At 71.5% G+C, this 14,278-nt stretch carries 14 protein-coding genes and 1 pseudogene; 4 read left to right on the top strand and 11 right to left on the bottom strand.

Annotated elements, in window-relative coordinates; genetic code table 11:
- The 3 genes from VIM26_RS05265 to VIM26_RS05255 all read left to right on the top strand — a co-directional run.
- Positions 1-942, top strand: a 942-nt coding sequence (locus VIM26_RS05265; RefSeq protein ID WP_331949302.1) for an ATP-binding domain-containing protein, incomplete at its 5' end; no start/stop codon positions are given.
- Positions 943-1,041: 99 nt separating this feature from the next.
- Positions 1,042-1,296 carry an addiction module protein gene (locus VIM26_RS05260; RefSeq protein ID WP_331949301.1) on the top strand — a complete coding sequence of 85 codons (255 nt, stop codon included), beginning with the start codon at positions 1,042-1,044 and terminating at the stop codon, positions 1,294-1,296.
- Positions 1,293-1,613, top strand: coding sequence for a type II toxin-antitoxin system RelE/ParE family toxin (locus tag VIM26_RS05255; protein WP_331949300.1), 321 nt, complete (start codon positions 1,293-1,295; stop codon positions 1,611-1,613). The genes VIM26_RS05260 and VIM26_RS05255 overlap by 4 nt, the downstream gene beginning before the upstream one ends.
- Before the next feature lie 352 nt (positions 1,614-1,965).
- Here the strand turns inward: VIM26_RS05255 and VIM26_RS05250 are convergent, their stop codons facing one another.
- The 6 genes from VIM26_RS05250 to VIM26_RS26985 all read right to left on the bottom strand — a co-directional run bounded on the left by VIM26_RS05250 (position 1,966) and on the right by VIM26_RS26985 (position 9,172).
- Entirely contained in the window at positions 1,966-3,864 is a 1,899-nt protein-coding gene (locus tag VIM26_RS05250) for a DUF4914 family protein (RefSeq protein ID WP_331949299.1), read from the bottom strand.
- A 640-nt stretch (positions 3,865-4,504) separates the two neighbouring features.
- The gene (locus VIM26_RS05245; protein WP_331949298.1) at positions 4,505-5,635 is read right to left on the bottom strand and encodes a bifunctional 2-methylcitrate synthase/citrate synthase; all 1,131 of its coding nucleotides are present in this window, start codon (positions 5,633-5,635) and stop codon (positions 4,505-4,507) included.
- 35 nt (positions 5,636-5,670) lie between these two features.
- On the bottom strand, positions 5,671-6,564 hold the full coding sequence (prpB, locus tag VIM26_RS05240) for a methylisocitrate lyase (protein WP_331949297.1): 894 nt from the start codon (positions 6,562-6,564) through the stop codon (positions 5,671-5,673).
- The gene (locus VIM26_RS05235) at positions 6,564-8,099 is read right to left on the bottom strand and encodes an MmgE/PrpD family protein (RefSeq protein WP_331949296.1); all 1,536 of its coding nucleotides are present in this window, start codon (positions 8,097-8,099) and stop codon (positions 6,564-6,566) included. The genes prpB and VIM26_RS05235 overlap by 1 nt, the downstream gene beginning before the upstream one ends.
- Positions 8,096-8,761, bottom strand: a complete 666-nt coding sequence (locus VIM26_RS05230) for a GntR family transcriptional regulator (RefSeq protein WP_331949295.1) — start codon at positions 8,759-8,761, stop codon at positions 8,096-8,098. Before VIM26_RS05230 ends, VIM26_RS05235 begins: the two co-directional genes overlap by 4 nt.
- 144 nt (positions 8,762-8,905) lie before the next feature.
- The gene (locus VIM26_RS26985; RefSeq protein WP_414696447.1) at positions 8,906-9,172 is read right to left on the bottom strand and encodes a type II toxin-antitoxin system Phd/YefM family antitoxin; all 267 of its coding nucleotides are present in this window, start codon (positions 9,170-9,172) and stop codon (positions 8,906-8,908) included.
- Between the two features lie 162 nt (positions 9,173-9,334).
- On the opposite strand from VIM26_RS26985, the gene VIM26_RS05225 reads away from it, so the two are divergent.
- The gene (locus VIM26_RS05225; protein ID WP_331949294.1) at positions 9,335-9,820 is read left to right on the top strand and encodes a helix-turn-helix domain-containing protein; all 486 of its coding nucleotides are present in this window, start codon (positions 9,335-9,337) and stop codon (positions 9,818-9,820) included.
- Between the two features lie 12 nt (positions 9,821-9,832).
- Here the strand turns inward: VIM26_RS05225 and VIM26_RS05220 are convergent, their stop codons facing one another.
- The 5 genes and pseudogenes from VIM26_RS05220 to VIM26_RS05200 all read right to left on the bottom strand — a co-directional run.
- On the bottom strand, positions 9,833-11,872 hold the full coding sequence (locus VIM26_RS05220; RefSeq protein WP_331949293.1) for a DEAD/DEAH box helicase: 2,040 nt from the start codon (positions 11,870-11,872) through the stop codon (positions 9,833-9,835).
- A 20-nt stretch (positions 11,873-11,892) separates the two neighbouring features.
- A complete protein-coding gene (locus VIM26_RS05215; RefSeq protein WP_331949292.1) occupies positions 11,893-12,459 on the bottom strand; it encodes a DUF6036 family nucleotidyltransferase in 567 nt (188 codons plus the stop codon).
- 7 nt (positions 12,460-12,466) lie between these two features.
- Entirely contained in the window at positions 12,467-13,042 is a 576-nt protein-coding gene (locus tag VIM26_RS05210) for a hypothetical protein (protein ID WP_331949291.1), read from the bottom strand.
- A gap of 90 nt (positions 13,043-13,132) precedes the next feature.
- Positions 13,133-13,399 (bottom strand): GlsB/YeaQ/YmgE family stress response membrane protein, encoded by a 267-nt coding sequence (locus tag VIM26_RS05205; protein WP_331949290.1) that lies wholly within the window; start codon positions 13,397-13,399, stop codon positions 13,133-13,135.
- Positions 13,400-13,575: 176 nt separating this feature from the next.
- Positions 13,576-14,278 (bottom strand): annotated as a pseudogene (locus tag VIM26_RS05200) (hypothetical protein); the annotation flags it as partial.

Raw genomic sequence — 14,278 nt, 5'->3', positions numbered from 1 at the left:
GTGCTGGGCGACCTCGTCGAGGCCGCGACCCTCGGTCGGCGAACGCCCGGGCTCGCGGCGATCCTGCGCCCGCTGCTGCCCGTCGTCGTGGTGCCCGAGCAGCCGGCGACCCCGGACGCCCTGGTTCGCGACGGGGTGAGCGCGCTCGCCACGAACCGGCGGTTCGGTGCCCGCAGCGGCATCGGCCTGCTCGCGGCCGCGGTCCAGCGGGGCCGGGGCAACGACGCGCTGGAGGTGCTGCGCGCGGGCGGCCCGCAGCTCGAACTCGTCGAGGTCGACGACGACGCCCGCCCCTCGGCGACCCAGCTCGCGGCGGTCCGGGCCGACGTCGAGGCGTGCGGGGTCGCCCTGCACGACGCGGCGGCCCGGGGCGACGCGGTCGCCGCCCTCGCCGCGCTCGAGCGACACCGGCTGCTGTGCGCCCACCGCCGCGGGCCCCGAGGTGTCCAGCACTGGAGCGCGCTCGCGGCCGGCTGGATCGCGGCGGAGCGTCCGGTCACGCCGCGCGCCGATGGCAGGTACGCCGGGGAACCGCTGCTGATCACCATCAACGACTACGACGTCGGGCTGTACAACGGGGACACGGGCGTGGTGGTCGACGTCGGCGGCGGGAGCGGCGGCAGCGGCGGCAGCGCCCTGATCGCGGCTTTCGGCCGGGGCGGCCCGCCGTTCCTCGTCCCGCTGGTGCGCCTCGGGGCCGTGCGATCGCTGCACGCGATGACGGTGCACCGCAGCCAGGGCAGCCAGTTCGACCGGATCACGGTCGTCCTGCCGCCCGCCACCTCCCCCCTTGGCACCCGCCAGACGCTGTACACGGCCGTGACGAGAGCCCGCGAGCACGTCACGGTCATCGGCTCCGCGGCGGCTCTGCTCGCCGCGGTAGACCGCCCCGCCGCCCGAGCAACCGGCCTCCGCGAGCGCCTCCGGCAGCCCGCGAAGTAGTTGGCCTCGATGCGTGGCAAGAATCGCGATCGCCGCGTGGCTGGTAGCTGTCTCGGAACTTCGCTCGGCACTGTCGTGGGCGGCGCGTAGCCTGTTGACATGTCGCTGAGCGCATCGGAGTTCTACGAGGCGGGGTTGGCCCTGCCTCCTTCGGTGCGCAAAGACGTGGCGTTGCGGTTGCTGGACTCGATCGAGGTCGCCGATCAGGAGTCGGTCGACCGGGACTGGTCCACAGAGATCGGATCGCGCGTCGACGACGTCCTCAGCGGCAAGGTCGAGACGATCCCGGGCGAGCAGGTATTCGCTGATCTGGCCGCTCGACGAGTTGCACGTCAGGCTATGCGCGACGCATGAGGCGCGGCTTCGACTTCCATCCGGAAGCGCGGGCTGAGTTCGTCGCCGACGTCGACTGGTACGACGCTCGCAAGGGCGGCGTAGGCGAGCGGTTCGAGGTGGCTGTCCGCGGCGCGATTGATGCCGCCGTCGATTCTCCCGAGTCGTGGGCGGTGTGGCACGGTTGGGACCGTCGGCCGGTCGTCCGCTCCAAGGGCGTGAGCGGCTTCCCCTACCGGGTCGTCTATTTCGTGGCGGACGGACTCCTGACGATCGTGGCGGTTGCTCACGCGAAGCGGCGACCGGGCTACTGGCGCGAGCGACTTCCCTCGGCTTGAGCTGCTGGGCTTATGGCAAGGACTGCGGCCGCGAGTCCGGAGGCGGCAGTGCGAGTCCTGTCCGGTCGGGCTCTGCACCGGCGACTCGGGCGTCGTGGTCGACGCCGGAGACGGCGCCCTGGTCGCTGCCTTCGCGCTCGGAACCAGGCAGACTCTCTACATGGCCGTAACCCGCGACCACGTCCGCGTCATCGGCTACGGCGCGGCGCTGCCGGCCGCCGTCGACCGACCCGCCGCCCGGGCGAGCGGCCTGCGCGAGCGACTCCAGCACGCGAAGTAGTACCTTCGCGTCGAGATAGAGCGGTGCAGGGCTCTACCTCGGCGCGAAGGTACTACTTCGGCGGGTGGTGGGTCAGGACGTCAGGGGGGTCAGCGCCAGGTAGTCGTCGATTGATCCGTCGCGCAGGCACACCTGGATGATCTGGCGGCCCAGGGGGTCGAGGTCGTCGGTGAGGAACTGGGCGAGCTCGCTCTTGAAGAAGTCCGTGAGGATCGTGGCCCCGGCGTCGTACGCCTCGAACCCGACCTGCGACTGCTGCTCGGGCCGCAGGAAGGTCGGGCGGATGAGCTGCCCGTCGATCTTCATCTCGGTGAGCGTGTAGCCGAACAGCGGACAGCGCGCCGGGGTGAGCCGCTCGGCGCGGATCCTGCCGCTGCCACGGCGGGCGAGGTACTCGCGCGTCAGCCACTCGGCCGCGAACCCCACCTTGTAGGCGCCGATGTGCTGGTTGGGGATCAGCACGTACCGCGTCCGCGACGCCTCGACGAGTTGGCGCAGCAGCAGGTTCGCAGCCGCGACCTTGGTGCCTGTCGCGAACGGCCAGTAGGAGCCGACGCCCTCGGACACCATGCCGCCGTGCGCGAGCCGGTCCGTGGCCGCCTTGCTCTCCCCGATGGACGGGTTCTTGTCCCCGCGCGGCGCGATCAGCCGCCACAGCCAGGCGAGCGACGGCGGGACGATGTGCGTCATGCCCATGATCCCGTAGGTGGGCTTGGTGCGCGTGCAGGCCGGCATGCGGACCCCGAACGTCCGCACGTCGACCGTCTCCGGCTCGTTCACGACGTTCCGCAGCAGCCTGCGGGGCACCACGACCCGCGGGTTCGGGCACGGCTTCCCGGTCGAGTCGAGCGTGTGCTCCCACGGCAGGGCCGTCGCGTCGGGCACGCCGTGGATGTTGAAGAAGACGAGCGGCTCGGCGGGATGGATGCACGCCCGTTCGAAGTGGACGTCCTCGCCGTACTCGGTGAGGTTGTCGACGCGCACGAACCAGCCGTCCTCGGCGTCGACCACGACCAGCTTCCCGTCGCCGCGCTGCAGGTCGGTGTGGCACAGCGTCATGTCGTCGGTGACCGGCGCCAGCACGCTCGTCTCGCCGAGCGTGATGACGTACGGCTCGTCGGTGACAACGTTGGTGCCGAGCAGGATGCGGCCGTCCTCCTGGCGCCGGATCTCCTGGCACATCTCTGACTTGCCGCCGCCCGAGGCGCCCTCATGCATGACGACGGTCTCGTTCTCGTACGGCGTGGTGACCCGCACCGCCGAGGCGTGCGCGGTCACCCACCCCTCCTGCTCGCCGATGTCGAGCAGCACGGAGAAGACGCCCTTCTTGGCGCTGGGCCCCGGGTACAGGTTGTAGGCGAAGACCTCGTGCAGGGTCGTCGACCGGTCGTGCACGACGGCCTGCCGCCCGCCGAAATGGGTGTGCCGGAACGGCGGTGCGACGTACAGGATCGACCGCGGCGTGAATGGGCCCAGCTCGTCGAGCGTGACCCAGCCCTGCAGGTCCACCAGGGTGAGCGCGAAGAACGCCGCGTTCGCCGGGCAGATCGCCAGCGACGGGTAGCCGTGCGTCAGCCCGCCCGCCTTGAACGGCACGACCACGAGGTCCTGCCCCGAGAGCCAGTCCAACGTCTGGGTCTTGACCGGGGCGAACTCCGCCCCGAACACGTCGCGGTAGCGCGGCTTGTCGGTCGGCAGGTCGTCGGCGATGCGCATGCAGTCCGGGTCCCGCCGGCGCATGTAGTCCTCGGGGTAGTTGACCGCGATGCCGTTCGTGCACCGCACGACGTCGGCCTCGGTGACGGCCACCCCGTCGACGTCGTAGTCGACCGAGAACCGCGGGCCGCCGTCGGGCCCGAGGGCGAGGCGGTACAGGTCGGCGCGGGAGGTCGGGACGACGAGGTTGGTGCAGGCGTCGAGCGCGACGCGGACCTCGGCAGGCAGGACGATGCTGGCCAGTTTTCGGCGCACAACTACTCCTCGGGCGGCGGCTGGACATACTCGTTGCCGGGAGATTACGACCGGATGGTGGGCCGGGCCTGGGACCTTTGGGTGCCGAGGACGTCGGACCGCGACCGTTCCCGGGCTCCACCGCCCCGCCGGGCGGCACCCAACCTCGCCACCTGTGCTCGACGAGAACGACGTGGGTGAGGGTCGCGTCGAAGACCCACAACTCGACCGCCGTCGGCCCCGAACCCTCGTCACGAAACCACGAGCGCGGGTCGCCGTGGATGACCCGTGCGGAGGACGTTCCCGCACGAACACGTACCCACGAGGTTCCCGTGGGAACGCTCCGGCCGACTGAGCTTCACCGCGGCGCGTTCCCGCGGCCCCCTGACGGCAAGGCGCCGTGATGGACCTCCGGATCGGGGCTGGGTGTATCGCTGGGTGCAGCCAAAGTGCACCTGGGGTGCACGTTCGATGCACCCAGGCCTGCACCCAGCCCCGCACCCAGCATCCCGACCGGCGTTCCCGCCGGTACTCCCGGTGAAACTCGGGTCCGTCCGGCGATCTCCACACCCACGCGGTCGGATGGCACCCACCGCGGCGCGGCCCGAGCTCGCACCCGTATCCGCGCCCGCCCGAACCCGCGCCGGATTCCGAACCCGAACTAGCTCGGCACGTGCCGCTCCTCAACCCCGTCGTACAGCGACAGCGGCCTGATCAGGGCGTTCGCGTTAGCCTGCTCGATGATGTGCGCGGTCCATCCGGTCACCCTGGCGGCCACGAACAGCGGCGTGAAGGTCTCGTTGTCGAACCCGAGCAGGTGGTAGGCGAGCCCGGAGGGATAGTCCAGGTTCGGCAGGATGCCGTTGGCGCCGGTCATGCCGCGCTCCACCGCCAGGTACAGCTCGAGCAGGTCGGGACGGTCGTACTCCTCGATCAGCCGGTCCAGGGCCTCGCGCATCGTGGGCACCCGGGAGTCGCCGCTCTTGTAGACCCGGTGACCGAAGCCCATGATCTTGCGCTTCGCGGCCAGGGCGTCGGCGAGCCACGCCTCGACCTTCGACGCGTCGCCGATCTCGGCGAACATGTGCATGACGGCCTCGTTCGCGCCGCCGTGCAGCGGCCCCTTGAGTGCCCCGATCGCCCCGACCACGGCCGAGTGCAGGTCGGCGAGCGTCGAGGTGATGACCCGCGCCGTGAACGTCGAGGCGTTGAAGGAGTGCTCGGCGTACAGCACCATCGAGACCCGGAAGGCGTCCACCGCGACGGGCGACGGCAGTTCGCCGAACGTCATCCAGAGGAAGTTCGCGGAGTAGTCGAGATCGGCGCGCGGCTCGATCGGCTCCAGTCCCCGGCGCCGGCGCTGGTCGTACGCGACGATCGCGGGGAGCCGCGCGAACAGGCTCGCGGCCTTGGCGAGGTTCGCGGCCTCGCTGCTGTCCCCAGCCGTCGGGTCGTTCGCTCCGATCACGCTCACGGCGGTGCGCACCACGTCCATCGGGTGCGCCGTCGTCGGCAGGTCGTCGATGGCCCGACGGACGTTCGCGGCCAGGGCCCGCTGCACGCGCTCGCCGGTCTCGAACCCGGCCAGCGCGCCCGCGCTCGGCAGCTCGCCGTGCCACAGCAGCCAGGCCACCTCCTCGACGGAGCACCGCGCGGCCAGCTCCTGCACGGGATAGCCCCGGTACAGCAGCGAGTTGGAGTCGGGATTCACCTTCGAGACCGCGGTCGTGTCGACCACGACCCCGGCCAGTCCCTTGAAGATCTTCGTCATCGGCTGCGCCTCAACGGTCATGTGCTGACTCCTTCGTCTGCGGACTGCGTAGTGGGTCAGGGCTCGTACGTGAAGATCGAGCTGTCGAAGTGGTTGTACGACTCGTAGTCGAGCAGCTCGTACAGCTCGCTGCGGTGCTGCATGTCACCGAGTCGCGAGGTCAACGACCCCTCCTCGGCGAGCGTGCGCAGCGCGCTGCGGGCCGCGCCCATCGCGATCCGCAGCAACGACACCGGGAAGATCGCGATGTTGATCCCGACGTCGGCGAGCTGCTCGACGGTGAACAGCTCGCTCTTGCCGAACTCGGTCATGTTCGCCAGCACCGGGACGTCCACCGCGGCGCGGATCGCCGCGAACTCCGCCAGGGTGCGCATCGCCTCGGGGAAGATCGCATCGGCGCCCGCGTCGACCAGCGCCTTCGCGCGGTCGACCGCCGCATCCAGGCCCTCGATCGCGCGCACGTCGGTCCGCGCCATCACGAGGAAGTCCGGGTCCCGCCGGGCGTCGACGGCGGCCTTGATCCGGCGCACCGCGACGTCGAGGCCGACGACGGCCTTCCCGTCCAGGTGGCCGCACCGCTTGGGGTTGACCTGGTCCTCGATGTGGCAGCCGGCCAGGCCGGCGTCCTCGAGGGTCTGGATCGTGCGCGCCACGTTCATCGGCTCACCGAACCCGGTGTCGGCGTCGACGATGGCCGGCAGGTCGGTGACCCGGGCGATCTGCTGGGCGCGCCCGGCGACCTCGGTGAGCGTGGTCAGCCCGATGTCCGGCAGCCCGAGGTCCGCGGAGAGCACGGCGCCGGAGATGTAGACGCCCTCGAAGCCCTCCTGCTCGATGAGCTTGGCCGACAGCGGGTTGAACGCCCCCGGGAACCGTTGCAGGTTCCCGGTCGCGAGCGACGCCCGCAGCCGGGCCCGCTTGGCCGGCGCGGTGGTGGTCGAGTACAGCATCAGAACAACCCTTCCGGGGTGGGCACGGTCTCGAGCAGGCCGGGCCGGGCGGTGAGGGACAGCCCGCCCAGCTCGGCGGAGGTGAGCTCGGGCAGGCGCTGGGCGACGTCGAGGAAGCGCTCGATCTCGCCCGGTTCCAGCACGCCGTCGGCCAGGGCCTCGAACTTCGCCACGTACTGCGCGCGGGCGAACGGTCGGGCCCCGAGCGGATGCGCGTCGGCGACGGCGATCTCCACGACGATCCGCTCGCCGTCGGTGGTGAGGATCTCGACCCGGCCACCGAACGCCTTTTCGGCCGGGTCGCTCGCGTGGTACCGCCGCGTCCACTCCGGGTCCTGCGCGGTGCTGACCCGGTTCCACAGCGCGACGGTGTCCGGCCGCGCGGCCCGGGCGGGGGCGTAGGAGTCCACGTGGTGCCAGGCGCCGTCCTGCAGCGCGACCGTGAAGATGTACGGGATCGAGTGGTCGAGGGTCTCGCGCGAGGCCGTCGGGTCGTACTTCTGCGGGTCGTTCGCGCCCGAGCCGATGACGTTGTGCGTGTGGTGACTGGTGTGGATGACGATGCTCGCGACGTTCGCCGGGTCGGCGAGCTCGGGCCGTTCGCGGTGCAGCCGGCGGGCCAGGTCGATCAGCGCCTGCGCCTGGTACTCCGCGGAGTGCTCCTTGGTGTAGCTGTCCAGGATGGCCCGGCGCGGCTCGCCCGGCAGCGGCAGCGCGACGTCGTACGACCCCTGCGGGCCGTCCAGCAGCCACGCGATCACGCCGTCCTCACCCTCGTAGATCGGCGTCGGGCTGGTCTCGCCGCGCATCGCGCGGTCTACCGCCTCGATCGCGGCCTTGCCCGCGAGCGCCGGCGCGAAGGCCTTCCAGGACGAGATCGCGCCCTTGCGGGACTGCCGGGTCGCCGTCGTGGTGTGCAACGCCTGGCCGATCGCCTGGTAGATCGTGGCGGTGTCCAGGCCGAGCAGCGTCCCGATGCCGGCCGCGGCGCTCGGGCCGAGGTGCGCGACGTGGTCGATCTTGTGCGCGTGCAGGCTGATCGCGCGGACCAGGTCGATCTGCAGCTCGTAGCCGGTCACGATGCCGCGCAGCAGGTCCCGCCCGGTCAGGCCGCGCCGGGCGGCGAGGTGCTGGGCGACCGCGACCAGCGGCGGGATGTTGTCCCCCGGGTGGGAGTACTCCGCGGCGAGGAACGTGTCGTGGTAGTCGAGCTCGCGGACCGCGACCCCGTTCGCCCACGCGGCCCACTCCGGGGACACCCGCGTGCTCATCGCCGTCCCGACCACCGTGGCACCGTCCCCGCCCGACGACGGCCCGTGCGCCAGCGCCTGCGCCCGCGCGGCCGACGGCGGTCGCCGGGTGAGCGAGGCGGCCGCCACGGCCGCGTTGTCGATCACCCGGTTGATGACCATGTCCGCCACCTCGGCGGTCACCTCGACCGGGTCGACCGCGACCTCGGCGAGCTTCCAGGCGAGCTGGTCGGCCGCCGGCAGGTTCTCGTCGCTGCGGTGGACTCGGACGTGGTGCATCTTCATGGCTGTCCTTGGGTCGTGGTCGGGATCTGCGGGGTGTGTGCGAGCACCGAGCGCTGCGCCTGGTGCAGGTGGACGTAGGTCGCGTGCCCGGCGAGCTCCGCGTCGCCGGCGACGATCGCGTCGACGATGAGCAGGTGCTCCTGCGCCGCCTCGAGCAGCCGCTGCGGGTCCGCCGCGGCGTGCCGCCGGATCCGCACGAAGTGGATCCGCAAACCGCGCAGGGAACCGACGAGGTACTGGTTCTCGCACGCGGTGTCGATCGCGTCGTCGAGCCGGGTGACGAGCGCGAAGTACTCGTGCTGGACGACGTCGTCGGGGCGGATCAGCTCGGCGGCCGAGCGGAAGTCGCGCTGCAGGTCCTCGAAGACCCCGGGCTTGCGACGGGCCGCGGCGAGCCGCGCGGCCGGTGCCTCCAGCGCCCGGCGCAGCTCAAACAGCTCGGTGATGTCCCGCAGCGACACCTCGGTCACCACCAGACCGCGACCGGGCAGCGGGGCGACGACACCGTCGGCGACCAGCCGGGAGAGCGCCTCACGCAGGGGGGTCCGGGACACACCCAGGCGGGCGGCCTGCTCGACCTCGCCGAGGACCGTTCCGGGGGTCAGCCGCCACTCGACGATGTCCTCGAGCAGCGCCATGTAGGCACGGTCACTCGCTCGCATGGCACTCCCGTCCGGATCGGTCTGTGTATACACAGAAGATGTCACACGGGACCGAGATGCGCAATACCGCTCCTCTCGCGGCTTTCTGTATACATCAACGGAGCCTTAGCCCGATCGAACCCCTGCCGGCCACCGCCCATGCGCCTACGTCCGCCTACTGCGGTCTACTTCCAAGAGTGCTCCGGTGTCCACCTCGGAGGTCACGGGAGTGGGCAGCCGGGCGAGATCGACGCCAGTGCCTTGGGTCAGGCGCCCAGTCACCTCGAGACGACCGAGGACGCTCAGTGCCGGCGGCGACAAGACCGCGACGGGAACGCCGCCGTCCGACACGAACACGGACTCGCCGGCAGCGACGCGACGTAGGACGTCGGCAGAGTTCTCTTGCAACTCCCGCGTGCTGATCGTCTCCATGAACAAGGCGTAGCACCCGGTCGCGCACCAAGGCCAGCAGGCCTACGCCTCGGCGTTCCGGCCGGCGACGTCCGACGGACACGAGAACTCACCCGGGACTTCGCCCGCAGCAGGTCGTGTTTCATCTTGACAACACGGTCGCGCCGAAGGACCGTGGCACCCATGGGCACGGCACCGTTCGAATTGATCTTCGAGTTCCCCGCACTGTCCGAGGATCTCGAGGACGCGATCGCGGGCTGCTTCGACGCGCTGATCGCCACCCATTCCGAGGTCACCACGGTCACTCTCTCCGCCGAGGGCGACACCTGCCTGCTGGCGGCGAGCTCGGCGATCGACGGGCTGCGCACGCTCGGGGCGAACCCGCTGCGCTTGGTCGACGACCTCGTGTCCCGCGGCGAGATCGCCCGACGCGCCGGGGTGACCCCGCAGGCCGTCGGGCTGTGGATCCGCGGCGAACGCCACGCCGGCACGGCGTTCCCTCGCCGGTTCGTGACCGCCGGAGGGGGGCTTTGGCTGTGGGCAGAGGTCGTACCGGCGTTGGCAGAGCGTGGAGTGGCGATTGACGACGGGGTTCAGTACCCGACCCGGCGAGACGCGCAGCTGATCGGCGCCGAGATCGCCGCGATGTCCCTCGCGACGCCCACCTGAGCAAGCTCGGCCTTACTGCCCGACGTCGCTGTTCGAGGCGTCCGACGGCCACGCGAACCCGCCCGGCACCTCCGCCAGGAACAGCGGCTCCCCCGCGTCGAGGAACCACGCGTGACCGACCGCGCTGACGTGCACGGTCATCCCCGGCCGACCGGTCATGCGCCACGCGTCGAGCAGCGAGCGGGCGTTCTTCGTCAACGGGTTCGCGGAGTCGCCCACCAGCGCGAACTCGCCTCTGGTCGGTCCCCCGCGCCGCTCGAGCACGCCGCCGTTCTTCTGGCGCAGCTTGTAGCTGCCGCCGTTCTTGTCGAGGGCGCCCGGGAAGGGCTGACCGGGTTGGAGCCCCGAGACGTCGACATCGGCGGCGCCGCCCGACCCGAGCAGCTCGAACGGGTGCGGCACCTGGCCCACGACGTAGGAGGTGGGCGAGCCGCCGTCGGGCGTGAAGAAGACGAGCACGAGGCGGTGCCGCGGCGTGATACGGAAGCGGCCGCCGGGGGTTCCGCGCAGCTCCGCGATCATCGCGGGGACGCCCTGGGCGTTGCTGATGACCTCCCCGGTCGGGGTGTGCACGGTGCCGCGGGTGTCGACGGAGTAGTCGACGTCGGGCAGCACGCCGTGCCAGAGCTCGGGGCGCAGCGGGGGCCGCTCGCCGAGGCGCGCCCACTCCATCTCCTCGGTGGGGCGCGGGGTCCGGGGCGGTTCGCCGGCGACCTCAGGCTCGTCGGCGTCCAGGGCCCAGGTGAGGTACTCGTTGGCGCCCTCGCCGGTGAGGTCGGACCAGTCCTCCTTGGCGTAGATGAGCTCGTCGACGGTGTCGGCGACGTACACGATGTGCATGTCCGCCTTCTTCACCTGGCCGTCGAACCGGCGGCGCAGCACCCGGCCGAGGCTCTGCACCCGCTGGCGCACGCTCGACGACGACGCGACGGAGACCCCGAGGTCCGCAGCGGGCACGTTCAGGCCCTCCACCAGCGACTTCACGCTGACCAGGACGGACGCGCGATCCTCGGCGAAGTCCTCCAGTGCCGTGCGCCGGGCGGTCGGGGTCAGCTTGGAGTGCTCGAGGGTCGAGGTCACCGACAGCGTCTCGACCAGGACCGCGTGCAGCGCGGCGGCCTCCTCGACGCGCTCGTGGAACAGCAGCGCCTTGCGCGACGGATCGGCGGCGAAGATCGTCCCGAGCAGCGCCGCGGTGACCCGGCGGCGCTCGCGCACGCGGTAGAGCAGGTCCTTGCGCTTGGCCGTCGCGCTCACGTACGACGACGCCGTCGACCCCACCTCGTCCTTGCGGGCCGCAAGCCGGCGAGCCTGGCCGGGCTCCTTGCCCAGGCTCCGCAGGCGCTCCGCGAGGTCGTCGACCTGGCGGCTGAGGCGGTCGTACTCGCGCCGCTCGACGGGGTCGAGCTCGATGCCGTGGTGGTGGATGGCGTACTCCGGCAGCCAGCCGGCCGCGCGCGCCTGGCGCAGGTCGAACGTGAACACGACCTCGCCGAGGCGCTGACCGAGGATCTGGTCGTCGTAGGCGATCGGCTCGCCCTGCTCGTCGAGCTCGTCGCGGTCCGGGGTCGCGGACAGGCCGAGGCGAAAATGCGCGGCGGTCGAGAGCACGCGGGAGAACTGGGGCGCGCCGGCCCGGTGGCACTCGTCGATGACGAGCATCAGAGACGCCGGATCCAGCCCGCGGCACAGCTCGGGCAGCGTGCGCGCGGCGGTGTTGAGCACGGCCACCAGGACGCGCCGGCCCGCCCAGCCGTCCTTGTGCCCGCCGCCGACCCGCCCGATGTCGGCCTTGGTGAGGTTCGTCTGCTCGAGCAGCTCGTGGTACCACTGGGTCGCCAGCGCCTGGGTCGGCACCACGATCGCGAGGTGCAGGTCGGGCACGTCGCGTGAGGTCTGGGCCGCGGCGGCCAGGGCGAGCAGCGTCTTGCCGCCGCCGGTGAAGACCTCGAGAGTTCCGCGCCGCACCCCGACGCTGTCACCCCGGTGCCACGCGGCGAGAGCCTCGGTCTGCCACGGGGCGAGGGACGGGCCCTGGTAGTCGATACGCACTTTTTCTGGCCTAATACCCTTCATTGTGCGGTCCCGCGCGCCGTGCTGGCGCGCACCCGGGCGAGCACTGCCTCGGCCAGCCGAAGCAGGGACCCCGCCGGTTCGGTGAGCACGACGGAGTCCGCGCCGTACATCCGCAGCGCGATGTCGACCGCCTGCTCGGGGCGGGTGATCTTCAGGTGCCCGAACAGCACCGCAAGATCGGTGAGGTCCTGGGGCCGGCCGGCCGCCATCTTCATCGCCAGCAGGTTCGCCGGCGACGAGACGGCGACCTGCAACCCCACGACGTCGAGCGAGACCGGGTCGTCGTCGGGCAGGGGGATGAAGGGGCGCACCGCGTCACTCAACCAGCCGCCGGGTAGGGAGAGCTCCGTTGCCATGGCCGCGGCCTGCGCGGCGACCGTCGTCGGTGGGTGGAAGAGCGCGTCGACGTCGCGCGTCGTGCGCCGGGTATCGAACTCCAGCGCCATCGCTGCGCCGCCGACGATGTACAGCCGGCCCGCGACGCCCTGTGCGGACAGGCGACGGCCCAGCTCGGTGAGCAGCTCGCGAATCTGGTCGCGGTCGACTCCTTCTGCGGCTCTCATCGGGTGCCTACGTCGTCTGGAACGCCGACGCGTCCAGCCAGATCCCGAGCCGGGAGAAATCGATGGGCGTGCTCCCCATGGTCCGGGCGGCCAGCAGCCCGCCGCCGCCGGCCGGGAACCACCACGAGCTCAACGGCACGCGCCTGGTCCATTTCGGTGCCGCCAGCCCGCGCTGACGGCATGCCCGCGCGACGGTGGCCGCGAGCAGGGTGTCCCAGCGGCGGTCGCCCGTCGGTCTCGGTCGGCGCAGGAACTCCCGGGTCTCGAGCGTGCCCAGTGCGCGGAAGTCGGTGAGGGCGCCGATGAGGATGCGGAGCGCGAAGTCCTCATCGCCACGCGCGAGCTCGCGCCGGATCGCCTCCGCCGTGTCGCGCGCGGTCAGCCAGGTCCGCATCGGCGCCGCGGACTCCCGCAGGAGCCTGCTGACCTCCGGCTGGCTGCGCCCGGTCAGCGCGGCGATCCGCCGCTGACTGAGCCCGGCCCGGCGCCCCTCGAGGACCAACGCGTGCAGCTCGGCGCGGCCCGACCGGACGAGCTCATCGGCGCGGGCGGCCCGCTCGGCGAGGTCCGCTTCGAAGGCCATGGGACTCATAGTAACTACTATCACCGACCCGAGCGTGCTCGATGCCGCCGTGTGCGCACCGCCCGACCGCGCGCTCGGGTCGGTCCGCGCTCAGCGGCGACGGCCACCCTTGCCGGCGACGAGCGAGACGCCGACCGCCGCGAGGAGAACCTGGATCCCGATCTCGATCCAATCGATCCCGGGCGTCTGCGCATACCCGAGAACCTTGGCGATCGCGGTGCCCACGAGAGCAGCGACGATGCCGACGAGGATCGTCACGATGAGCGAGATGTTTTGCCGGCCCGGCGCGAACGCGCGCCCCAAGATGCCGATGATGGCGCCGATGATGATGGCGGCGATGATCCCGTTGACGGCCATGCGGGTCCTCTTCTCTCAAGCGAGCGAAGACCCGGTACGGCCTCCGAGCGAAAGAACGTACCGGCCGAAGTGAGGCCCCGCATGTTTGCGATACGTCCCATTTTGAGATATCGACGCAGGTCATCCCGCCAGGGATCGGGCCGGTGACGTGAGCCCTCATGCTCAGACGAGTCGACTCACGGATCGACATCGTCGTGCGTGACCACCCGCTCGAGCTCGATGACCCCGCCCGGTCCACCGCGCCAGAAGTGCAGTCGGCGCGCGGCGGGGGTGCCTCGCTGCAGGGCCACCCGGAAGCAGGTCGCGCCGTCCTCCCGGACGACGGGGCCGCTGCCGCCGCCGCCGCCGACCCGTAGCTTGTGGAGCTCCCGGGAGTCCAGCCTGGCGGCGAGCCCGGTCAGCACGTCGACCACGACATCGACGACCTTGCGCCGCTCCACCCCGTCGAGCGCGGTCAACGACGCGAGGAACCGTCGCCCGACCGTGTACTCGGTCAGCGGCCGGTCATTCTTGTCCGATTTCGCGATCCGTCGGGTCCACGCCAGGTAGACCTCGTACCGGAACTGCTCGACCGGATCGGTGAACGCATCCAAGTCGCGGTCCGCGAACCCATCGGACGCACGGGAGCGCTGCGCTCTGCGGGACTCCCGCACGATCGCGGTGCGGCGACGGGTGCGCTCCTGCTCGAGCTGTCGGGTGACCGCGGCCAGGTCGGCCTCCGCGTCCGCAAGCCGCCGCTGCCAGGACTCCCGTTCGGAGCGCACGTTCTCTGCGTCGGCGGCGAGGGACGCGGCTCGCGCCTCGAGGAGGCGGATCCGCGCGGTCGCCTCGTTCAGGGCGACCGCCAGCGGCGTCTCGGCGCGCACCTCGACCTGGACC

Origin of the sequence: Pengzhenrongella sp. (assembly GCF_036565025.1) — a bacterium.
In the GTDB taxonomy this organism is placed as follows: domain Bacteria; phylum Actinomycetota; class Actinomycetes; order Actinomycetales; family Cellulomonadaceae; genus Pengzhenrongella.
The sequence above is the reverse complement of the archived record's forward strand: the minus strand, read 5'-3'. Positions and strand labels throughout refer to the sequence as shown.